The sequence below is a fragment of the Luteimonas sp. TWI596 genome, from assembly GCF_039674105.1.
In the GTDB taxonomy this organism is placed as follows: Bacteria; Pseudomonadota; Gammaproteobacteria; order Xanthomonadales; family Xanthomonadaceae; genus Luteimonas.
Genome location: NZ_JBDJMU010000011.1, coordinates 1 through 20,967 on the forward strand (window position 1 = coordinate 1; position 20,967 = coordinate 20,967).

General features: G+C 70.0%; 22 protein-coding genes. 9 read left to right on the forward strand and 13 right to left on the reverse strand.

Annotated elements, in window-relative coordinates:
• Positions 1 to 562: 562 nt before the first annotated feature.
• Entirely contained in the window at positions 563 to 1,462 is a 900-nt protein-coding gene (locus ABE487_RS09995) for a hypothetical protein (protein WP_346441982.1), read from the reverse strand.
• A 92-nt stretch (positions 1,463 to 1,554) separates the two neighbouring features.
• Here ABE487_RS09995 and ABE487_RS10000 point away from each other — a divergent pair, with 92 nt between their 5' ends.
• Together ABE487_RS10000 and ABE487_RS10005 are read left to right on the forward strand one after the other, a co-directional pair.
• On the forward strand, positions 1,555 to 2,832 hold the full coding sequence (locus ABE487_RS10000; protein ID WP_346452017.1) for an acetyl-CoA C-acetyltransferase: 1,278 nt from the start codon (positions 1,555 to 1,557) through the stop codon (positions 2,830 to 2,832).
• 26 nt (positions 2,833 to 2,858) lie between these two features.
• Positions 2,859 to 3,422, forward strand: coding sequence for a hypothetical protein (locus ABE487_RS10005; protein WP_346447609.1), 564 nt, complete (start codon positions 2,859 to 2,861; stop codon positions 3,420 to 3,422).
• A gap of 57 nt (positions 3,423 to 3,479) precedes the next feature.
• On the opposite strand, the gene ABE487_RS10010 is transcribed toward ABE487_RS10005, so the two are convergent.
• Positions 3,480 to 4,751 carry a heme biosynthesis HemY N-terminal domain-containing protein gene (locus tag ABE487_RS10010; protein WP_346447608.1) on the reverse strand — a complete coding sequence of 424 codons (1,272 nt, stop codon included), beginning with the start codon at positions 4,749 to 4,751 and terminating at the stop codon, positions 3,480 to 3,482.
• An 85-nt stretch (positions 4,752 to 4,836) separates the two neighbouring features.
• Positions 4,837 to 5,625 carry a uroporphyrinogen-III synthase gene (locus ABE487_RS10015; protein WP_346452018.1) on the reverse strand — a complete coding sequence of 263 codons (789 nt, stop codon included), beginning with the start codon at positions 5,623 to 5,625 and terminating at the stop codon, positions 4,837 to 4,839.
• A 67-nt stretch (positions 5,626 to 5,692) separates the two neighbouring features.
• Here ABE487_RS10015 and ABE487_RS10020 point away from each other — a divergent pair, with 67 nt between their 5' ends.
• On the forward strand, positions 5,693 to 6,160 hold the full coding sequence (locus ABE487_RS10020) for a YiiD C-terminal domain-containing protein (protein WP_346452019.1): 468 nt from the start codon (positions 5,693 to 5,695) through the stop codon (positions 6,158 to 6,160).
• Between the two features lie 108 nt (positions 6,161 to 6,268).
• The gene (locus tag ABE487_RS10025) at positions 6,269 to 6,697 is read left to right on the forward strand and encodes a YkgJ family cysteine cluster protein (RefSeq protein WP_346441973.1); all 429 of its coding nucleotides are present in this window, start codon (positions 6,269 to 6,271) and stop codon (positions 6,695 to 6,697) included.
• 22 nt (positions 6,698 to 6,719) lie between these two features.
• Here the strand turns inward: ABE487_RS10025 and ABE487_RS10030 are convergent, their stop codons facing one another.
• A complete protein-coding gene (locus ABE487_RS10030; protein ID WP_346442083.1) occupies positions 6,720 to 7,568 on the reverse strand; it encodes an alpha/beta fold hydrolase in 849 nt (282 codons plus the stop codon).
• 200 nt (positions 7,569 to 7,768) lie between these two features.
• Here ABE487_RS10030 and ABE487_RS10035 point away from each other — a divergent pair, with 200 nt between their 5' ends.
• Both ABE487_RS10035 and ABE487_RS10040 read left to right on the forward strand, forming a co-directional pair.
• Complete coding sequence (locus ABE487_RS10035) at positions 7,769 to 8,320, forward strand: biliverdin-producing heme oxygenase (RefSeq protein WP_346452020.1); 552 nt, start codon at positions 7,769 to 7,771, stop codon at positions 8,318 to 8,320.
• Positions 8,321 to 8,352: 32 nt separating this feature from the next.
• Positions 8,353 to 10,071, forward strand: coding sequence for a GAF domain-containing protein (locus tag ABE487_RS10040; protein ID WP_346441970.1), 1,719 nt, complete (start codon positions 8,353 to 8,355; stop codon positions 10,069 to 10,071).
• Between the two features lie 87 nt (positions 10,072 to 10,158).
• Here the strand turns inward: ABE487_RS10040 and ABE487_RS10045 are convergent, their stop codons facing one another.
• The 3 genes from ABE487_RS10045 to ABE487_RS10055 all read right to left on the reverse strand — a co-directional run bounded on the left by ABE487_RS10045 (position 10,159) and on the right by ABE487_RS10055 (position 14,484).
• On the reverse strand, positions 10,159 to 11,175 hold the full coding sequence (locus ABE487_RS10045) for a 3-oxoacyl-ACP synthase III (protein WP_346441969.1): 1,017 nt from the start codon (positions 11,173 to 11,175) through the stop codon (positions 10,159 to 10,161).
• Positions 11,176 to 11,326: 151 nt separating this feature from the next.
• Complete coding sequence (locus ABE487_RS10050) at positions 11,327 to 11,638, reverse strand: DUF4156 domain-containing protein (protein ID WP_346441968.1); 312 nt, start codon at positions 11,636 to 11,638, stop codon at positions 11,327 to 11,329.
• A 77-nt stretch (positions 11,639 to 11,715) separates the two neighbouring features.
• Positions 11,716 to 14,484, reverse strand: a complete 2,769-nt coding sequence (locus ABE487_RS10055) for a pitrilysin family protein (protein WP_346452060.1) — start codon at positions 14,482 to 14,484, stop codon at positions 11,716 to 11,718.
• A gap of 294 nt (positions 14,485 to 14,778) precedes the next feature.
• Between ABE487_RS10055 and ABE487_RS10060 the strand changes: the two genes are divergently transcribed.
• The 3 genes from ABE487_RS10060 to ABE487_RS10070 all read left to right on the forward strand — a co-directional run bounded on the left by ABE487_RS10060 (position 14,779) and on the right by ABE487_RS10070 (position 16,821).
• Positions 14,779 to 15,483: an SDR family oxidoreductase gene (locus ABE487_RS10060; protein WP_346452021.1), complete on the forward strand. Its 705-nt coding sequence runs from the start codon at positions 14,779 to 14,781 to the stop codon at positions 15,481 to 15,483.
• 46 nt (positions 15,484 to 15,529) lie between these two features.
• Positions 15,530 to 15,994 (forward strand): tRNA (cytidine(34)-2'-O)-methyltransferase, encoded by a 465-nt coding sequence (locus tag ABE487_RS10065; protein ID WP_346452022.1) that lies wholly within the window; start codon positions 15,530 to 15,532, stop codon positions 15,992 to 15,994.
• A gap of 248 nt (positions 15,995 to 16,242) precedes the next feature.
• Complete coding sequence (locus ABE487_RS10070) at positions 16,243 to 16,821, forward strand: diffusible signal factor-reguated Ax21 faimly protein (protein ID WP_346447600.1); 579 nt, start codon at positions 16,243 to 16,245, stop codon at positions 16,819 to 16,821.
• Between the two features lie 556 nt (positions 16,822 to 17,377).
• Here the strand turns inward: ABE487_RS10070 and ABE487_RS10075 are convergent.
• From ABE487_RS10075 to ABE487_RS10100, 6 genes are all read right to left on the reverse strand, one after another.
• Positions 17,378 to 17,695, reverse strand: coding sequence for a hypothetical protein (locus tag ABE487_RS10075; protein ID WP_346452023.1), 318 nt, complete (start codon positions 17,693 to 17,695; stop codon positions 17,378 to 17,380).
• Positions 17,692 to 18,183, reverse strand: coding sequence for a hypothetical protein (locus ABE487_RS10080; RefSeq protein ID WP_346452024.1), 492 nt, complete (start codon positions 18,181 to 18,183; stop codon positions 17,692 to 17,694). Before ABE487_RS10080 ends, ABE487_RS10075 begins: the two co-directional genes overlap by 4 nt.
• A gap of 172 nt (positions 18,184 to 18,355) precedes the next feature.
• Positions 18,356 to 19,378: an NAD(P)H-dependent glycerol-3-phosphate dehydrogenase gene (locus ABE487_RS10085; protein WP_346441962.1), complete on the reverse strand. Its 1,023-nt coding sequence runs from the start codon at positions 19,376 to 19,378 to the stop codon at positions 18,356 to 18,358.
• 2 nt (positions 19,379 to 19,380) lie between these two features.
• Positions 19,381 to 19,911, reverse strand: a complete 531-nt coding sequence (gene secB, locus ABE487_RS10090) for a protein-export chaperone SecB (RefSeq protein ID WP_346441961.1) — start codon at positions 19,909 to 19,911, stop codon at positions 19,381 to 19,383.
• Positions 19,912 to 19,982: 71 nt separating this feature from the next.
• A complete protein-coding gene (locus ABE487_RS10095) occupies positions 19,983 to 20,420 on the reverse strand; it encodes a rhodanese-like domain-containing protein (RefSeq protein ID WP_346452025.1) in 438 nt (145 codons plus the stop codon).
• A gap of 100 nt (positions 20,421 to 20,520) precedes the next feature.
• The gene (locus tag ABE487_RS10100) at positions 20,521 to 20,952 is read right to left on the reverse strand and encodes a hypothetical protein (RefSeq protein WP_346452026.1); all 432 of its coding nucleotides are present in this window, start codon (positions 20,950 to 20,952) and stop codon (positions 20,521 to 20,523) included.
• Positions 20,953 to 20,967 lie beyond the last annotated feature (15 nt).

A 20,967-nucleotide genomic window follows, 5' to 3' on the forward strand; every position in this document is an offset into this window, starting at 1 on the left:
GCCTGCATGCGCAAGCTGCTGACCATCCTCAACGCCATGCTTCGAGACAACGCCAGATTCCGACTCGAAACGCCTGTTGCGGCTTGACCTCCAACACCGTTGCTCCCCCGCAAGCGGGGGAGGTGGCTCTGCTAGCGAACCTCGGCAGCGTCTGGCGCCAGTTCACTGCTGGTATTTCGGGCTGAGCGGGGAGTTGCGCGTTGATGGCGTCCAGATTCCGCGTCGAATCGCACCTCGGTGCGGCGCTTGATACGGGGTATGGCGGTACCGCTGATGCGCTGCCCGCCGTCATGTCGTGCGAGTTCGTCACAGGCGCGATTACGTCGTCGCAGGCGCGATGCCATGAGTTGTCGCAGGCGCGATGCCATGAGCCCTCCCCCGCATCGCGGGGGAGGGTTGGGTGGGGGCAAGAGGTCGCGGTGGTGCATGCAGAAGCCGCTGCCCCCGCCCGATGCCTGTAGCATCGACCTCCCCGCATGCGGGGAGATGAGTCCAGGTCGGCCACGAGGCGGCCCCGCCGACCTTCCGCGTGGCGTCTGTAGCGCCGATCGGCTGCCTGTGATCAGGCCAGCGCGGCGCGCGGGTCATGGCCCGGGGTGACGTGCACGAACTCGGCCGGCACGCCATGGGCCTGCAGCACGGCCGCGAACTGGCGCTGGCGGGCTTCGTGCATCGCCAGGCCATGAGCGAGGCGACTTTCGTCCTGCTCGCCGGGCGCGCAGCGTCGCCGCCAGTCGTCGGGGCCCAGCAATGCCATGCGCACCTCGCCCTGCGCATGTCGCAGCAGCGGCTCGGGCGGGGCATCGAGCCAGATCTCGTCGTCGGGCGCCAACAACGCAGCCTCGAGCACGTCCCACAGCGGCTCCAGTCCCTGGTTGCGGTACTGCAGCGCGGTCATTGCCAACAGGTCGTGCAGCGTCAGGTAACGGGCGTGTTCGATGCGTGCACCGAACGCGTCCTGCGTCTGCAACGCGGTGTCGGCCTGGACCATGCCCAGGTCGAGCAGCATCGACTCCATGTGCGCCGAGACTGCTTCGGTCGCGGCGGGTTCGCCGACGAACAGATACGGCAGCACGCGCAGGCGACCGCCGGCCAGTTGCGGGTCTGCGCGGAACGGCAACGGTGTTTCGCCCTGCTCGTCGGCGCCGAAGGCGATGATCCGCGGCCCCTGCCCGGCCTGCGGCGCACGCGCGCGCAGTTCCTCGAGCCGGCGGTGCACCGGCCAGCCCGGGCGCAGCAGCTCGGCCGGGTCGAAATGCGCCGCGGCGAAGACCAGGTCGAGATCGCGCACCCCGGGCACCAGCACGCCCAGGTCGCGCCCCAAGCGCGTGGCCAGTGCGCCGGCCGCCTGCTGGCCCACGGCATCGCGGGCCGGTACCGAGTCGTCGCTCAGTTCCAGGGCCAGGACGCCGCGCACGAGCGGCGCGGCATCGTGTCGGGAAAAGTCGGGATCTGCGGTCATTGGCCGTCCACACGGGCAGGGATACACTCGTTCACATTATGCCCGTCCCGCGTCGTGGACAGTCTCACGCAAGCCCCTGCGAGGAAAATCCGATGCTGCTAGGTCGTCCCGTCGCCGTGCTCGGTGGCGTCCGCATCCCGTTCTGTCGCCAGAACACCGCGTACGCCGACGTCGGCAATCTGGGCATGTCGGTCCGCACGCTCGGCGCCCTGGTCGAGAAGTTCGGTCTGCACGGGCAGCAGTTGGGCGAGGTGGCGATGGGGGCGGTGATCAAGCACTCGAGCGACTGGAACCTCGGACGCGAGGCGGCGCTGTCGTCGGGGCTGTCGGCGCTGACGCCGGGCATCACGATGCAGCGCGCCTGCGGCACCTCGCTCGACACCATCGTGGCGATCGGCAACAAGATCGCGACTGGCCAGATCGAATCGGGCATCGGCGGCGGCTCGGACACGACCTCCGACGTGCCGATCGTCTACGGCCGCGCGTTGCGTCGCAGGCTGCTGACGGCCAACGCGGCCAAGTCCACCAAGGACCGCATCGCGGCGTTCCGGGGATTTCGTCCGCGCGAACTCAAGCCCGATTTCCCGGGCGTGGCCGAGCCGCGCACCGGCAAGTCGATGGGCGAGCACTGCGAGGACATGGCCAAGGAATGGAACATCGCGCGCGATTCGCAGGACGAGCTCGCGGTCGCCTCGCACCACAAGCTCGCCGCCGCCTACGAGCGCGGGTTCTTCGACGATCTGGTCGTGAGCTTCCGCGGCGTGGCGCGCGACAACATCCTGCGGCCCGACACCTCGATCGAGAAGCTCGCCACGCTCAAGCCGGCATTCGACAAGGCGTCGGGTCGCGGCACATTGACGGCCGCCAACTCGACACCGCTCACCGATGGCGCGGCCGCCTGCCTGCTCGCCAGCGACGACTGGGCGGCCGCGCACGGGCACGAGGTGCTGTGTCACATCCGCGACGCGCACGTGGCCGCAGTCGACTTCGTGCACGGCGAGGGTCTGTTGATGGCGCCGACAGTTGCGGTCGCGCAGATGCTCGCGCGCAATGGCCTGACGCTCCAGGACTTCGATATCTACGAGATCCACGAAGCCTTCGCCGCCCAGGTGCTGTGCACGCTGCGCGCGTGGGAGAGCGCGGATTATTGCCGCACGCGGCTGGGCCTGGAGGCGCCGCTGGGACGCATCGACCCGCAGAAGATCAACCCGCTGGGCTCGTCGCTGGCGACCGGCCACCCGTTCGCGGCGACCGGCGCGCGCATTGTCGCCACCACCGCCAAGCAACTCGTCGAGCGCGGGGGCGGCCGGGCGTTGATTTCGATCTGCACCGCCGGTGGCATGGGCGTGGTCGCGATCCTCGAACGTTGATCGTACGTCCATCCAAGGCCGCATCCATGTCCGCTCTCCCTTCTTCCGCGCGCCGGCTCGGGCCGCTCGCCGCGGTCCTGCTCGTCGCCCTGGCCGCCTGCGATCAGGCCCCGGCGCCGGCGCGTGGACCTGCGGTCATCTCTGCGCCGCCCCCGCCCGACGCCTTGCCGGACTGCGATGCGATCGCCACCGCGCTGGGCGAGCTGGTCGCCGGCCTGGAGGTGGTCGACCCCGCCGGGACCCGGCAGGACACCGCGGACGCCTTCAGCCTGAGCTGCGCCTGGCGCGGGGCGGACGATGGCGCTGCGTTGGGCGCGATCGTGATCGTCGACCAGCAGCCACTGACCGAGGCCGATATGCGCCGGGCCGGGTTGTACGTGGACGATCCCAGGGTCGCCGCGCTCGGCGGCTTCATCGCCTATCCCGAAGGGCGCCTGGATGGGGCCGAGATCCTGGGGCCGGTCGGGCCGCAGGTGATCGTCGGTCCGGTCACGGTGACCCTGGCCGCGAACGCGCGTGGCGCAGTGGCCGATGTGACCTTGGCGCAGGCTGTCGATGGTGCAGCGGCGATCCATCGCCTGATGCGCTGACCGGCCGCGGGTGACGGCCGGTCTCGGCCGCCCATCGAGGCGACCGCGGTGTCGGGCTCAGGGCCGCGGCGTGAGGTCGTCGGGATCGCGCAGGTGCGGCAGGCCGTGATCGTCGCGCCGTTCGGCCGCCGCCATCGTGGGTGCCGATGCGTCCGCGGGCAAGGCCAGGATCGGCTCGTTGCGCGCCGCACGCAGGGCGTTGGCGTAGCACAGACGTGCGGTGCGCTCATCGCCCTCGGCCGCGTAGCCGTCGCCGAGCTGGACCCAGGCTTCGCTGCCGGCGCCCTGCTCTGCTGCGCGCTGCAGCAGGCTGCGCCCACGACCCCAGTCGCGGCGCGCGTGATGCTGCCGCGCCAGGCCCAGCATCGCCGCCGAGCTGGCCGGATGTGCCTGCAGCCAGCGCTCCAGGCGCGCACGTCGATGCTCGGGGTCGCCGACATCGAGCATCGCGTAACGGGAGGCCAGTTGCTCGTCCCAGCGGGCATCGAGTGCGGTTTCCAGGCTGCGCAGTGCGGCATCGTGCCAGCCCAGCGCGGATGCGCGGTCGACATAGGCAAGCACCACCGGGGTCTCGGTGCGCAGCCCCTTGGGCAGCGCTTCCCAGCGCTCGGCGAGCATGTTGGCGTCGGCCGCTTCGTGCAGCGACGCGGCCGCCCAGCGGACCTCGCGGGCAGCGAGTTCGGCCTCGGACAGCGCCTGCTGGCGCCGCAGCGCGCCGAGCAGCCCGTAGGCTTCCGCCGCGTGCCCGGTCTGGGCCCAGGCGTCGGCGCGCAACGCCAGGCCGCGCGGCGGCAGCGGCTGCGCGCTGGGGGCATCGAGTGCGGTCAGCGCATCGATCGGACGGTCTTCGAGCATGGCGATCTGCGCCAGTGCGATGGCGCGCGTGGCCGGATGCCGGTCGCCCAGGCCGTCGAGGTACGCACGTGCCGCTGCCGCGTCGCCGCGTGCGAATGCGGCCTGCGAGGCCGCCAGGCGGGCCGCCGGCTCGTAATGCGGATTCTCGTTCGCCGACTGCGTGAGCAGCTTCTCGGCCCGCGTGTAATGGCCCTGGTGCAAGGCGTCGAGCCCCTCGCCCAGACGGCTCTGGGCGCGCGACTCTCGATAGCGGCCCCAACTGCGGAACGGCAAGGCGATCAGGCTCATCACGAGCCAGAGCAGCACCAGCGCACCCAGCGCCATCGCGATCGCATTGACCAGCGTGGTACTGCGATCGAGGCCGTCGTAGCGGACGATGACCAGGCCAGGATCGCTGGACAGCAGCAACTGCGCAGCCAGCGCGCCCAGCAGGGCAATGACGATCCAGATCAGCAACGCGCGAAGCAGGGACATGGGGAGGCTTCCGTAAAGGCGATGCGAAGACAGACTACGGTGCCTGACAGCATCGTGATGGCTCCGTGGTGGATGGGAGCGCCATTCAGGATACGTGCGCACGCGCCTGCGTGGCGGGCGATGCGGCCGCGAGCAGGGATGCCGGGCGGGCGTCGGCGGCGACGCGCACGTCGTCAAATCCCAGTGTCCGCGCCAGCACGGCCAGCCGTTCGCTGGCCGCGAGCGCCTGCGCGCGCTGCAGACGCGAACGGACGGGATCGGGCAGGTCGGCCAGTAGCGTCGTCAGCGCTTCGCCGCTGCTGACCGGCAACAGCCAGGGGTCGGGCAAGGTCTGCAGGACCGCCAGCCGGCGCGCGGACGGCCGGACCGGCACCCGCGCGTAGACATCGGCGCGCCGCAGAAGGGCGCCTGCGGCCGTGAGTGCGGCCGCGATCATGCCGCGGCCGCCGGGCGCGGTGACCAGGCCGACGCTGCGCGCCGCCAGGTCGGTCAGTGGCAGCAGCGCCAGCAGGCCCTCGCTGTCCATGCGCGTCGGCGCGCGGACTTCGGCCACGCCGCGCGCCGCCAGCGCTGCGGCCGTGCCGGCCCCGACGGCAAGCCAGTCCTGGCCTGCGCGGCGCAGCAGGGGCTGCAAGGCCGCGGCCGCGGCCACCGCCGGCGGACTGGAGAAGATCACGATCTCGGCCTCGAGCGCGGCCTGCAGCGAGGCGCGGACGGCGTCGCCGTCGCGCTGGGCGATGCGCCAAGGCGACAGTGCGAACGTGCGCGCACCCAGGCGTGCGGCGGCGCGCCGCAATGCGACGTGGGCCCCGACCGGGCGCAGCGAGATGACGTAGTATCCCGCCAGAAGCGAGGAAGCCGGCGCGACATGCATGCGCGAAGCTTGGTGGCTGCCGGGGAACGGCGCAAGCCGGACGACTCTCCCCCCGACAGGACACCCGATGCAACACGAAGAACCGCTGCGCCGGCTCGCGGCGCACTACGCTTCCATGCCGCCGGTCGCGGCGATGCGGATCGACATCGCCGGCTTCGATGGCGAGCGCCTGCGCCTGCGCGCGCCGCTCGCCGAGCACGTCAACGACAAGGGGTCGGCGTTCGGCGGCAGCCTGGTGTCGCTGATGACGCTCGCCGGCTGGGGGCTGACCACGCTACGCACCGAAGCCGCCGGACTCGATGCCGATGTCTACGTCGCCGATTCGCAGATCCGCTACCGTGCGCCGCTGTGCGACGACCTGCAGGCCGAGGCCGTGCTGTCGGACGGCGACTGGGACACGTTCGTACGGACCCTGCGCACCCGGGGCCGTGCACGCGTGCAACTGGCCGCGCAGGTGGTGCTGCCCGATGGCGCAGTCGCGACTGGCATGCAGGCCCGTTACGCCGCGATTCTCCGGCCCGGCGCCGAGCGTTGAGCGCATTGGGCTGAATGCCGCGTGGGCGTGGTCCCCGGCCCCCTTGCGCGCACCGCCGCAGGGATCGAGAATCCGCGCCCCGCCTGCCTTCTCCCGTCCGGTCGCGCCATGCCGCATCCGTGTCTGACCTGTGGTGCCTGTTGTGCGCATTTCCGCATCAGCTTCCACTGGAGCGAGGCCGACCCCGAACTCGGCGGGCCGGTCCCGCTGGCGCTGACCGAACCGCTGCGCACGCACGAACGCGCGATGCGGGGTACGTCCTGTGCCCAGCCGCGCTGCATCGCCCTCGACGCCGACATCGGCCGGTATTCGCGCTGCACCATCCATCCGGTGCGGCCGTCGGTCTGCGCCGCGGTGCCGGCCTCGCTCGAGTTCGGCGAGCGCAGCGGCCAGTGCGATCGGGCGCGCCTGGCGCATGGCCTGCCGCTGCTGTCGGCCGCCGACTGGCGCTGGCGCGACGAGCCGGCCAACGACGACGAACCCGACGACAACGGCCACAGTCCGACGCCACCGACGGTGCCGCCCATTGCGGCCTGAACCGCCGCTGCGCGTACGTGAACTAGGCGGGCAGCGGATGGCGTTCGAGGAAGCTGCGGATCCGGGGGACCAGCACGGCATGCCGGTCCTCCAGCACGTAGTGACCGGCGTCGTCGAAAGCCTCGACGTCGGCCTGCGGCAGCGCGCTGCGGAACCCGTCGAGGAAATGCCGGTCGAAGACGAAATCGCGCAGGCCCCAACCGATGAATGCCGGGCGGTCGGCGTAGTCGGGCAGCGCCCGGCCGGCGGCTTCGAGCAGCGGCCAGGCGCGGTCGTTTTGCCCCAGCGGGATGTCCTGCATGAAGCGCACCGTGGCGATCCGGTTGCGCCAGCTGTCGTACGGGGCGACGTAGGCGCGGCGCACGTCGGCGGGCATGCGTCGCTCGACGCCCAGCCACGAGGCCCCGGCCGAGAACGCGTTGAAGCCGCGGATGAGCCATTCGCCGACGGTGTAGTCGCGCCCCAGCGCGATCTGCCAGGGCATCGCCTTGTCGGCCGGCATCGGAAACGCGGCGGTGTTGGTGATCACCAGGCGCTGCACCTGCGCCTGATGCGCGAGCGCCCAGCCGAAGCCGATCATGCCCCCCCAGTCGTGCACGGCCAGCGTCAGCGGTCCGTCGATGCCCAGGTGCGCGAGCAGCGTACCGACATCTTCGACGCGCCAGTCCAGCGTGTAGTCGTAGCGCGGGCACGCGCGCGGGCCGTCGTCGGGCTTGTCCGACAGGCCCATGCCGACATGGTCGGGCACGATGCAGCGATAGCGGTCGCGCAGGCCGCGCACCAGATGTCGCCAGTAATAGCTCCACGATGGATTGCCGTGGAGCATCAGCACGACATCGCCGTCGCGCGGGCCCTCGTCGAGGTAATGCATGCCGATGCCGGGCCGGACCTCCAGGCGATGGCGGGCGAAGTCGTAATCGGGAAATTCTTGCACGGTGACGTGGATCCGGCGCGGTCGTGGAAACGCGCCATTGTAGGCGCCAGGGCCTCAACTGCCCGAGGGTGCGGCGATCTGCACGCAATGTCGGAATCCAACAGAAGGCGACGATGCGGCCCGGTATGCTTTTTTCGATGAATGCGAGCGTCCATCAGCCGGCCGATCCACGGGTCGATGCCAGGCAATTCCTGCGTTGCCAGACGCGGCATCTGCACGCGCGCGTGGACGCCTTCTTCGCCGACGGGTTGCGGACCGCGGGCGATTACGCGCGCTATCTGGTCGGCATGCATCGCTTTGCGGCCGACCACGAGATTGCCGTCGGCGCCTTGCCGCGGCAGTCGTTCTGGCTTGCGTGCGATCTGCAGACGCTCGGGCTGGCCCCTTTGCCGCCGGGTGGGGTCTGCACGCCGGTCGCCAATGCCGACGAACGCCTGGGCTGGCACTACGTGATGGCCGGCAGCAGCGTCGGCGCCCGCTATCTGCTGCGGCACGCGCTCGCGCTCGGTCACGACGAGGCGGCCGGCGCGCGGTTCCTCACCCGTCAGGCGAACGATGAAGGCTGGGCCCGCGTGCTCGAACGTCTCGCGGCGTGCGCGCCGGAGGACGAGGCCCTGATGGCACGCCTGCAGCGCGGCGCCTGCGATGCGTTCGTCCAGGTGCATGACTGTTTCGAACGCAGTTTCTAGACCCACCCCGTTCCCGCTCAGGAGTCCGCCACATGAACACCGCTCTCGAGCGCGCGTTGCAGGTCTGTGCCAATGAACCGATCCACCTGTCCGGGGCGATCCAGCCACACGGGTACCTGATCAGCTGCCACTTGCCCGACTGGACCATCCACCATGTCTCGGCGAACATCGAATCGCTGCTGGGCGTGGGTCCGGAGGAGATGTTGCGGCACACGTTGCGGGAATTCTTGACCGACGACCTGATCCAGGCCGTGGCCGAGACCATCGGCTTTGGCGAATCCGGCGCACCGCCGCAGCGCGCCGCGGTGGGCAACATCGGCCCGATGGCGCATCTATGCGATGTCAGCGTGCACGTCGTCGATGGACTGGTGCACCTGGAGATCGAGCCGCAGCCGCGCAGCGCAGCCGAGCGCTCGCCGACGGTGGTCGCGCAGGCGATGATCGCGCGCGTGGCCGGCAGCGACGATATCGTCGACTTCCACCAGCGGGTCGCCGAGCAGGTGCGCCTGTTGACTGGTTATGACCGGGTGATGGTCTATCGTTTCCGCCACGACGACTCGGGCGAGGTGATCGCCGAGTCGCGCGATTCGGCGCTGACGTCCTATCTGGGCCTGCGCTATCCCGCATCCGACATCCCGGTGCAGGCGCGCACCCTGTACCTGCGCAACCGCATCCGCGTGATCCCCGATGCGACCTATGTGCCGGTGCCGATCCTGCCCGATCGCGACGGGCGCGGCGGGCCGCTGGACCTGGCGCAGATGGCGCTGCGCAGTGTCTCGCCGGTGCATCTGGAATACCTCGCCAATATGGGCGTGGTCGCGTCGATGTCGATCTCGATCGTGTCCGCGGGCCGGTTGTGGGGCTTGATCGCCTGCCACCACCGCACGGCGCGCCGCGTGCCCCCGGGCGTGCGTGCGGCGGCCGACCTGTTCGGGCTGTTCGTCTCGATGCGGGTGGCCGCGCGCGAGCAGCAGCGGGCGCTGGCGCTGGAGGAAGCGGCACGCGGTGTACGCGAGACCCTCGCCCTGCGGCTCGACAACGCGATCGATCCGCGCTTGGCGCTGTCCACCGAGCTCGACCTGTTGGCCCGCGCAGTCGACTGCGACGGCGTCGGCTTGCTGCAGGGCGGGCATTGGCACAGTGCCGGACGCACGCCCGGCCAGGGCCAGATGCCCGGGCTGCTGGACTGGATCCGGCGCAACGATGCGGGCACCGGTCTGGTGAGCACCGACACCGCTGCCGACTGGAGCCGCGACCTGGACGAGGCCGATGGCATCGCCGGCGTGCTGGCATTGCCGCTCGACCCGGCACGCGAGGAATGGCTGTTCTTCTTCCGCTGCGAGGAAGTCCAGGATGTGCGCTGGGCCGGTCGCCCGGACGAGCCGTTCCTGATCGACGAGGATGGCGGTCGCATCGGTCCGCGGGCGAGCTTTGCCGCCTGGCACGAGACCGTGCGCGGCTTCGGCGTGCCGTGGTCGGATGCCGACCGTCGGATCGTCGGCCGCCTGCAGGCCACCCTGCGCGAACGCTACCGCCACAGCGTGCTGCATGCCGAGGTCGGCGACCTGCGTGCGCATCGCGCGCGCATGGACGTGCGCGAGCAGCGGACCCGGCTGATGCAGATGTCCGAACTGCTCGACGGTTTGGTGCACGTCAGCCCGCAGGAAGCGGCGCAGCTGTCGGCGCGGATCAACGGCCTGGAGGCCGAACTGCAATCGTTGATCGGACCGGCGCACGCGACCGGGAACTGACGCCTCGTCGCAGGCCGGTACGACCGGCCCGTGGCGATGCTGGGACCGCCGGGCGCCCGCGCGATGCGCGCGACGCCGGGTCGATGGTTACCAGACCACCTCGGCCATCGAGCAGTTCAGGCCCGAGCCGATCCCCAGCAGGGCGACCCGGTTGCCCTTCTTCAGGCGGCCCATCTCGCGCAGCTTGCTCAGCACGATCGGCACCGAGGCCGGGCCGATGTTGCCGTGCTCGCCGAAGATCGTGTGGACCTTCTTCGGGTCGATGCCGAAGGCCTGCACGAACGAGGCGGTGTGGACCTTGCTGACCTGATGGATCACGAACTCGTCGAGTTCGTCGACGACCCAGCCCAGCGCCTCGCGTGCGGCGATGAAGGTCTTCTGCGCCAGCTTCATGCCTTCGAGCAGCAGCATGCGGGTGTCGGTGACCATGCGGTCGAGGTTGCCGCGGCACAGGGTGTTCCACTCGGTCGCCGAGCGGGTCACGCCGCCCTTGTAGCGCGGCGCGTCGGGCACCAAGTCGGCGCGCGCGAGCACCATCGCCGCCGAGCCGCAGCCCAGGGTCAACGTGGCCAGCTCGTTGCGGAAGTCCTCTTCGGTCGCGTCGGGATGCAGCAGACGCTCCATGGTCTTTTCGTAGGCGAGGTTGGCGGTCTCGCCGTCGACGATCAGTGCGTAGTCGATCTCGCCCAGCTCGATCATGCGGCTGGCCACGTCCATGCCGTTGACGAATGCCAGGCAGGCATTGGCCAGGTCGTAGTTCTGGCAGGTGTCGCCGATGCCGAGGTTGCCGCCGACGATGCTCGCCGTGGACGGCTCGAGAAAGTCGCGGCTGACCGAGGTGTTGACCAGCAGGCCCAGCTGCGTGGCCTCGATGCCGGCATCGGCGAGCGCCTTGCGTCCGGCCAGCGTCGCCGCGTCGGAGGCGAGCGTCTCGTCGTCCCACAGGTGGCGGGCGTGGATGCCGGCGATGTCCTTGAGGACGTCGGTCTTGATGCCGAGGCGGTCGAGGGTCGGCTTCAGCCGAGCGTTGATGTCGTCGCTGGACAGACGGTGCGGCGCATCGACATGGGCGAGGCCGGCGATGGCGACGTTTTCAAAAAGCATGGGCTGGGCGCCGGATGTGGCAAAGGGAGCCGCATAGGGTAACCGCTTCGCCAGGGCGACGCATGTTGCGGGCGCGCAGTCGGGCCGCCCGACCGCGCGAGGATGGGGCGGGCGATGCCCTGCGGGCCGATCCGCAGGGGGATTACCGTGTTCAGCGTCCGCAGCGCCAGGCGCCGAAGCGCTGACTGCCGGCGACCGGCTCGCCCAGCGGGCTGATGGTGTCGGCCGACAGGCCCGGCGCCTCGTTGCGCGCCAGTGTCTCGAGCTCCTCGCGCACACGCAGCGCGTTGCGCTCCACGAACGCGATGCTGTGCTTGACCGAGACCTCGACCTCGCCGCGCTTCTCGCAGTTGCCCGGCGCCGGGTTGACCACACGTACCGCGCTCGCACCGGGCGCCATGTGCACCCAGGTACAGCCGGTGGCGGACACGGACAGCAGCAGAACCAGCAGGGACTTGCGCATGGAGACTCCGGACAGTCGAGGAAGGGCGCGATGCCCGCCATTGTGGCGGGCATCGCGCGGACGCGCGATCAATGCGGTCACCGGGCCACCGGCTTGCCGTCGGCGTCGAGCACCTGGACCTCGCCCAACTCGAGCGCACGGATCGGTGTCTCGATCTTCGACAGGTCGCCCACGACCACCCAGGTCAACGTCGCGGGGTCGAGCGTGCGCGACACGCCGGCCAGGTCGGTCACCGTCATCGCCTCGATTTCGGCCTTGCGCTGGAAGACGTAGTCGTCCGGCCGGCCGAAGCGGAGGTTGCCGCCGATCGTCGACATCACCGACCACGCGGTCTCGTAGGCGCCGGGCAGGCTCAGGGTCTGGATCGCCTTGGCGCGCGCGAGCTCGGCGTCGGTGGCCGGACGCTCGCCATCGGCGACCTCGGCCAGCTCGCGCCGGATCTCGGCCATCGCCTCGGCGGTCTTGTCGATCTGCACCGGCGCCGAAGCCATCCAGGGGCGCTGGCCCAGCGTGCCGGTCGCCGAGCTGCGTGCGCCGTACGACCAGTGCTTGTCCTCGCGCAGGTTCATGTTCAAGCGTGCGGTGAAGTCGCCACCGACGACGGTGTTGAGCATGTCGAAGCGGGTGGAGGCTGGGTCGTTGGTCGGGGGGATCACCTGGGCGGCGAAGATGTTGGCCTGCACCGCGCCCGGCTGGTCGATCAGGAACACCCGCGGCGCGCTGGGACGGGCGACCTCCGGCACGGTGATCGGGGCGGGCGCAGTGCCGGTGCCGCGCCAGTCGCCGAAGTGCTTCTCCAGCAGCGGCACGATCTCCTCGAGCGTGGTGTCGCCGACCACGATCAGCGTCGCGCCTTCCGGGCGCACCCAGTCGCGATGGAAGGCCACCAGGTCCTCGCGCGTGAGCTTGGCGATCGAGGCCTCGTCGCCGCTGCCGGTGAACGGGATCGCGTAAGGATGGCCGGCGCCGTAGACCAGCGGCGGCAGCACCCGCATCGCCACGCTCGACGGCCGCGCCTTTTCCTGGCCGATCCCGGCGATCCAGCTGGCGCGGATGCGCTCGATCTCCTTGGGCTCGAAGTTCGGGCGGCGGACCATGTCCGCAAACAGCGCCAAGGATGCGTCCAGGTTTTCTTTGAGCGCCGATACATAGGCGTTGCTGCCGTCGAGCGAAGCGCCGGCGCCCAAGCTCGCGCCCAGCGATTCGACGCGGTCGGCGAAGTCCAGCGCGCCCAGGCCGCCAGCGCCTTCGTCGAGCACGCTCATCGTGAAGCTCGCGGTGCCCGGCGTGCGCCCCTGGTCGGCGGTGTAGCCGCCGCCGAATTCGTAGCTCAGTTGCACCACCGGGATTTCCGGGCGACGGGCGAGAATCACCTGGGTGCCGTTGGTGAGCGTCGCGCGCTGCTGCTGGGGGAACTTCAGTTCCGGGAACGACGTGGTCCGGGGCACGCCCTGGCTGCGATCGACGTCCGTGCGCGCGGTGCGGTACTTCGGATCGGGCACTGGCGGCGTGAACGGTGCCAGCGTGACCGCGGGTTCCTCGGCCAGCGGCGTGCGCGCGCCCGGCACCACGGTGATGGTGTGGCTGCCGACATCGAGCCACGTCGCGCCGGCCGCCTTGACGTCATCGATGGTGGTCGCGGCCACGTTCGCCAGCGCTTCGCGGAAACAGCCCGGGTCGCCGTCGTAGACGGTGCATTCGGCCAGCGCGTCGGCCTTGCCGCCGAATCCGCCGATGTGCTCGATGCCGCGCACGAACCCGGCGCGGAACGAGGTCTTGGCGCGCTCGAGTTCCTCGGCCGTGGGGCCCTGCTCGATCAGGCGCTGGAGTTCCTCCTCGATCGCCGCTTCCACCTTCGCCGGGTCCACGCCCTGCTTGACGGTTGCCATGACGATGAAGTTCGAACCCAGCTGCGAGCCGTAGGCCCCGGCACTGATGTTGTCGACCAGGCGGTCGTCGTGCAGCAGGCGCTTGTCGAGCCGCGAGGCCTTCGCGCCGCCGAGCACGCTGGCCAGCTCCTGCAGGTGGTCGAGGTCGGCGGTGCCCAGTTGCGCGACGTTCCACGCGCGGTAGATCCGGGCCTGCGGCACCTGGTCCTCCATGGTCTCGCGGGTGTCGGCGTTACGCCGGGCGACATCCACCTGCGGCTGGGCCATCGTCGGGCCGGCCGGGATATCGCCGAAGTAGCGCGCGACCTTCTGCCTGGCCGTCGCCGGGTCGATGTCGCCGGCCAGCACCAGCACCGCGTTGTTGGGGCCGTACCAGGTGCGGAACCACTGCTTGACGTCGTCGAGCGAGGCTGCGTCGAGGTCGTTCATCGAGCCGATGACGCCGTGGTGGTAGGGATGGCCCTTGGGATAGAGCGCGCGGGTGAGCTTGTCCCACACCTGGCCGTAGGGCTGATTCTCGCCTTGGCGCTTCTCGTTCTGGACCACGCCGCGCTGCTCGTCGAGCGCGGCCTGGTCGATCGCGCCGAGCAGGTGGCCCATGCGGTCGGATTCCATCCACAGCGCCATGTCCAGCGCGGTGGTCGGCACGTTCTGGAAGTAGTTCGTGCGGTCGGTGTTGGTGGTGCCGTTCTGGTCGGTGACGCCGACCTGCTTGAAGGGCTCGAAGAACTCGCCGTGGTGGTTCTCGCTGCCCTGGAACATCAGGTGTTCGAACAGGTGCGCAAAGCCGCTGCGGCCGGCCGGCTCGTCCTTGCTGCCGACGTGGTACCAGATGTTGACCGCGACGATCGGCGCCTTGCGGTCGGTGTGGACCACCACCCGCAGCCCGTTGGGCAGGGTGAAGCTCTCAAAGGGGATGTCGACGCCGACGGCGGCCGGGGCGGATGCCTGCGCCATGGCCGACGGTGCGAGGCCGGCACCGGCCAGGGCGAGCCCGGTGGCCAGCGCCAACACAGCGCGGCGGGGACGGAAGAAGGCGGGACGGGCAAGACCGACGGGCATGTGCAATTCCTGAGCAACGGGCCGCGCGGGGCGGACGATGCGCCCATCCTAGCCACACGCCCGTGGGCTGGCACGGGCCGCAGGTCATGGCCGGTGGCCGCGCATGCCGCGATCGCCTCGGCCGCGACGACTTCGCCCTCATCGCCGGCGGGCTAGGGTGGGGGCACTGCCCTGTTGGAGTCTGCCGCCATGCCAGAGTGGACGTTGGTCACTGGCGCGAACCGCGGCCTGGGCCTGGAGTTCGTCCGGCAGCGACTGGCGGCAGGCGCACCGGTCGTCGCCACCTGCCGGCAGCCAGGGCGCGCGACAGCACTCAACGCACTCGCTGGCGAACACCCTGGCCACCTCAAGGTCCTGCCGCTCGATGCGATCGACCCGCGTTCGCGCGCCGAGCTGGTGCGCGAGCTGCCGCTGGCGATCGGCAAGGCCGGCCGGATCGATCTGCTGGTCAACAACGCGGGCGTCCTGCATGGCGGCGAGCGCTTCGGGCACCTGGACGGCGACACCCTCGAGCACAGCCTGCGCACGAATGCGATCGCCCCGCTGCTGCTGACCCAGGCGCTGGCGCCGTGGTTGGCGGGCGGCGCCCGCGTGGCCAACCTGTCCTCGCAACTGGGCTCGATCGCCGGCACCACCCGTTTTGGCACGCCCAGCTACGCGATCAGCAAGGCCGCGCTGAACATGGCCACGGTGCAACTGGCGCATGCGCTGCGCGAGCGCGGCATCGTCGTCGTCGCGCTGCACCCGGGCTGGGTGCGCACCGACATGGGCGGCGAGCAGGCGAGCGAGGCGCCGGACGACGCGGTCGCCGGCCTGCTGCGGGTGATCGACGGCCTGTCGGCCGACGACAGCGGCCAGTTCCTCGACTGGACCGGCGCGTCGATGCCCTGGTGACGCCGCAAGCACGGACAATGGCGGCCCGCGTCCCGGCCCCCGCACCATGTTCGACGTCATCCTGCACACGCCCGAAATCCCACCCAACACCGGCAACGTCATCCGGCTGTGCGCCAACACCGGCGCGCGGCTGCACCTGGTCCGGCCGCTGGGCTTCGACCTCGACGACCGCAACCTGCGCCGCGCCGGGCTCGACTACCACGAGTACGCGACGTTGCAGGTGCACGACACCCTCGACGCCGCGCTGGCGGCGATCGCGCCTTCTCGGCTGTTCGCGCTGAGTACCCGGAATGCCGTGCGCTACGACGCGCCGGACTTCGTGCCCGGCGATGCGTTCCTGTTCGGCAGCGAGACCCGCGGCCTGCCGGACGACGTGCTTGCCTCCGTCCCGGATGACCAGCGCCTGCGGCTGCCGATGCGGCCAGGCAACCGCAGCCTCAACCTGTCGAACGCGGTGGCGGTGGTCGTCTTCGAGGCGTGGCGGCAGCAGGGCTTCGAAGGCGGCGCATGAGCGGACTGAATGCGGGGACAAAAGTTCCTGTACTGGAAAGTTCAATATTCAGCCGGGATTTCAGCGCGCGGGCCGAAGATGCGTTCACGGCCCGGGTGGTCGTGCTTCCCCTCCCCCTCGAAGCGCCATCCCCTCCCCGCCACCCGGGCCGGCCTTTTTCGATGCGTCCGCGCATCTGCGCAAGTCCATAAAAAACAACAAGACGTTCGATTTCGTTGTCCCGATTCACTGAGAGAGAGTTGTCCTCCATGAAGCGCATCCTGCCGATCGCGGCCTTGGCCGCCGCCCTTCCGTTCGCCGCGAACGCGGCCCAGGGCCTGTCCTACAACTACGTCGAAGGCGGCTATTCGGCCAGCAAGGCCGACATCGCGCCGATCAACCGCGACGTCGATTCCGACGGCTGGTCGATCCGTGGCGCCGCGGCGTTCCATCCCAATTTCCACGCCTTCGGCGACTACACCCGCGAAAGCATCGATAACGTGCACCGCGACCGCGACCAGTGGCGGCTGGGCATCGGCTACAACCACGAACTGTCGGACCGCACCGATCTGCTGACCCGCGTGGCCTACCAGAGCATCGACTTCGGTCAGGGCATTGACGCCAGCGGCTACGCCGTTGAAGTGGGCGCGCGCAGTGCGCTGCTGCCGGCGCTCGAAGGCTATGCACTGGCCGGCTACGAGCATTACGGCCGTGGCATCGACAGCGAGTTCTACGGCCGCCTCGGCGCGCAGTGGAAGTTCAACCCCAACTTCGGCGTCGCCGGTGACGTCAAGCTCATCAAGGGCGGCGACGTGCAGTGGTTCGTCGGCCCCCGTCTGAGCTGGTAAGAGTCCCCGCAGCATCCGGTCCGCGCTTCCCCTGGCGCGTCCCCTCTCCCCCTACTGGATGCTGCACCGACCCGGCCGGAAACGGCCGGGTTTTTTTTTGGGGTTCGTGTCGAAGTCAGCGGGCGCGTCGAGGTGCTCGTCCGGCGGCGCGGCGTCCTGGCCAGGGATTGCCCCACATCCCAGCAGGTGATGTTCGCGTGCGTCCAGAGTCGGGTACAGACGTCGCAAAGGCGGGTCTAAATCAAAACCGGGGTCAGAGTGCAATTTAGCCACGCGACATTGGACGCTGACCCCGGGTTTGGTCCCCGGTTTTGGACCCCGGTTTTGGACCCCGGTTTTGGACCCCGGGTGTGGACCCCGGTTTTGGTGCGCCAGGCGGAGTGCTCGCCCGGATCGGGCGGGCCGCGCTGCGTCGTCCGCGGTTGGATGGGGAGCAGTCCACGTGAATGTGCGGTGGCCTCGCCCCGTCGTGTGGCGGGTTGCCGTGCGCTCGAGACCGCTGCACGTGGCAGGGCGTCATGGCAGATCGGGCGTGGTCGCCAGCCCGGGGTGTCGCTCAGCGCAGCAGGCAGGCGATGAAGATGCAGATCAGCACGGCATGGATCGCCAGCCCGTGCCGACCGGCGAGAATCGTTGCAGGGCGTCGCCGCTGCAGGCGCCAGGCCAGCAGCGCCGAGTGCACCAGCAACAGGCCCAGGGGCCAGGCGCCGAAGAACAGCAGCAAGCCGACCGGGTCGGGGCCATTGCCATCGACAGCACGCGGCGGTTGGTAGTGCAGCAACCAGCCTGCCCAGACCGACAGCGCAAGCACGCTGAGCACCAGGCTGGCGCCGTAGTACCGCGCCATGGCCCGGGAGGGCGGGGCGGGCCTCATGCGGTGCGCCGTCTGGCGTCGTCCTGCAGCGACCATCGCACATGGCGCGTGCGTAGGCTCAGGAGGATCCGCGAGTAGGGCAGACAACTCACTTCCACGTTCTCGTAGACCTGCAGCCTTGCGTAGATCGCCTCATGGATCGCGAACACGTGGCGGGTGCCCTGCGGCTCCCGTATTCGGACGCTGTGGAATGCAAGCTGCTCGATATGGGTCAGCACGCGCGCTTCCACAGTGCCCGTGATCACGGCCTTCTGCCCTGCCTTGAGATCGCGCCGCACGTCGGCGTTCATGACGCTGATGATCGCCCCGAACACGAGAACCCCGAGTGCGACGATGCCAAGGATGAAGACGTAGTCGGTCCAGTCCAGCGACAGTACGAAGAAGCAGCCGGCAAGCACCGCGGCGATCGCAAGGCCGACCATGCACACCACGCCCCTCGCGTCGGTGCTGCGAGGGATGGCTCGCCTTTCGTCTTCGCTCAGGGGCACACGCGTTTCGATCTCGGCGTTCCTGAAAATCGCGGCTGGGGTCCGAAGGCAGGCGCGATCGCCATCGGGTCCAGCACGATGCCCGCACCGTCAACCGATCTTGACCGCGGTTGCGGGTCCAGCATCGCAGATGGGGGCATCGCCGCGCATCTTCGCCAGCCGGCAACGCCGCCTAGAACAGCGCGCCGGTGTACTCGGGCTTGCGCTCGCGGGCCATCAGCCGGGCGAGCCCCTCGGCAGGGCTGATCTCGCCGTGCAGCACGGCCTGGACGTTGCTCGAGATCGGCAACTCGATCTCGTGGCGGTTCGCCAGCCGCATGACTTCATCGGCCGTCTGCACCGACTCGACCACCTGGCCAATCGCGCGCACCGCATCCTCGAGCCGTTCGCCCCGGCCCAGGGCCAGGCCCAGTCGGCGATTGCGCGACAGATCGCCCGAACACGTCAGCACCAGATCGCCCAGGCCAGCCAGTCCCATCAGCGTTTCCGGGCGACCGCCGATCGCGCGGTTCAAGCGCAGCATCTCGTTGAGGCCACGGGTGATCAGGCCCGTGCGGGCGTTGAGGCCCAATTCCATGCCGTCAGCCGCGCCCGTGGCAACCGCCAACACGTTCTTCATCGCACCACCGAGCTCGGCGCCGCGCATGTCGGTGCCGGTGTAGGCCCGGAAGCTCGGCCCATGCAGCACATCGGCGACGCTGCGGGCGAAATCCTCGTCCTCGGACTGCACCGTCACCGCAGTCGGCAGCCCGGACGCGACCTCCTTGGCGAACGACGGCCCGGTGACCACGGCCAGCGGCACGTCGTCGCCGACCAACTCGCCGGCGACCTCGTGCAGGAACCGGCCCGAACCCGGCTCGAAGCCCTTGGTCGCCCACGAAATGCCGACGCCGGACGGGCGCAGCGGCGCCAGGTCGGCGAGTGTCTCGCGGAACGCGTGCGAGGGCACCACGACCAGGATCAGCCCGGCGCCGTCGAGCGCGCGCGCCAAGTCGGTGGTCGCGCGCAACCGTTCCGGCAACGGAATGCCGGGCAGGTAGCGCGGGTTTTCGTGGCGCTGGTCGATCGCTTCAACCGTCGCCGCGTCCCGGCCCCACAGCGTGGTGGGGTGGCCGTTGCGGGCGATCAGCGAAGCGAGCGCGGTGCCCCAGGAGCCCGCGCCCAGCACCGCGACGGCAGTCGCGCGGTCGGTCACGCTCAGGCGTTGCCGATCTGGTCGGTGGTCGGCTGGCCGGCCGGCTGCTGGCTACCGCGCTGGCGCAGACCCTCGGCGTACAGCGCGTCGAAGTTGATCGGCTGCAGCAGGAAGGGCGGGAAGCCGCCGGCCTGGATCAGGTCACCGATCAGCTGGCGCGCGTAGGGGTAGAGCACGTTCGGGCACTGCGTGCCCAGCAGCGCGTCGAGCGTGCCGCTGTCGAAACCGGCCAGACCGAAGACGCCGGCCTGCTTGACCTCGGCGACGTAGACGGTGTTGTTGTCGTCTTCGCCGATCGTGCAGGTCAGGGTGATCGCCAGCACGACTTCGTAGGCGTTGTCGCCCACGCGCTGCACGCTCTGGTTGAGGTTCATGTTGAGCTGCGGCTGGGCCTGCTCGTTGAAGATCTGCGGGGCCTTGGGCGACTCGAACGAGACGTCCTTGACGTAGATCTTCTCGACGCTGAACTGCGCGCCGGCCGGCTGTGCCGGGGCTGCGCCGTTGGCGCCGTTGTTGGCCTGTTCTTCGGACATGGGATCGACTCCAGCGATGATGTGGATGAAGCGGATCGCCGATTATGGCACCCGCGGAGGGCGGTCGGCCTTCAGCCGCGGCCCTTGACCAGCGGCAGATCGGCCTGCTGCCAGCCGGCGATGCCGCCATCGAGCACGTAGACGTTCTGGAAGCCGGCCTTCTTCAGACGCTTGGCGGCGTCGCCGGCAGTGCTGCCGGTCTTGCACACCAGCACGACCGGCAACGCCTTGGCCGCGGCGAGCTGCTTGCTCTCCGGGTCGAACTGGCTCATCTGCACGTTCTTGGAGCCGGGGATGTGGCCCTTGCCGAAGTCGGCGCTCGGGCGCAGGTCGACGACCAGCGCGTTGTCGCGGTTCACAAGCGCGGTCAGCTCGGCAGGCCGCAAAGCCTTGAAGCCACGGAACAGCCGCGAGATCTCATTGAAGACGATCGCCACCGTCAGCACGGCGAGGATCAGCGACATCATCTGGTTTCGGCCCAGGAAGGCCAGCAGTTCTTCGAAGTTCACGACACGATTCGCGCAGCGTCAGCGGGCGGCGATTGTCGCACACCGCGCCGAGCGCACCACCCGGGGCCCCGACCGGGGGCAGAGCCGCCGCCCGGGCCGGCTATTCGCCTTCCCAGAAATCCGGCAGGCCGCTGACATTCCACCAGGTGCCGGCGTCCGGGTCCCAGCGCCAGCGCTCGGTGTGGCGCAGCGTGCGTTCGGCCATCGAATGGCGGTTGACCACCCGGATCTCGATCTCGCGCAGGGCCTCGTCCTGCCCGGCCTGGCCGCCGAGCGCGCGGTAGCCGGTGACCTGCAACTGCCCGTAGCGAGCGAACGCCAGCTCGCCCATCGGCCGCTCGGCGCGCACCTCCGGGTCGACCAACTGCCAGGCGCCCTCGATGTCGTTCCAGCGCATCGCGCTCGCCCAGGCGGTCTGTACCCGTTCCAGCGCGTTGCGTTGCTGGCTGCCGCTGGCGCAGCCGCCGATCGTCAACACCAGGGCGGCGATCAGGACCAGCAGCGGCAGGGGGGAGCGGCGGATCGCGCGCATCGGCAGTGTCCAGGG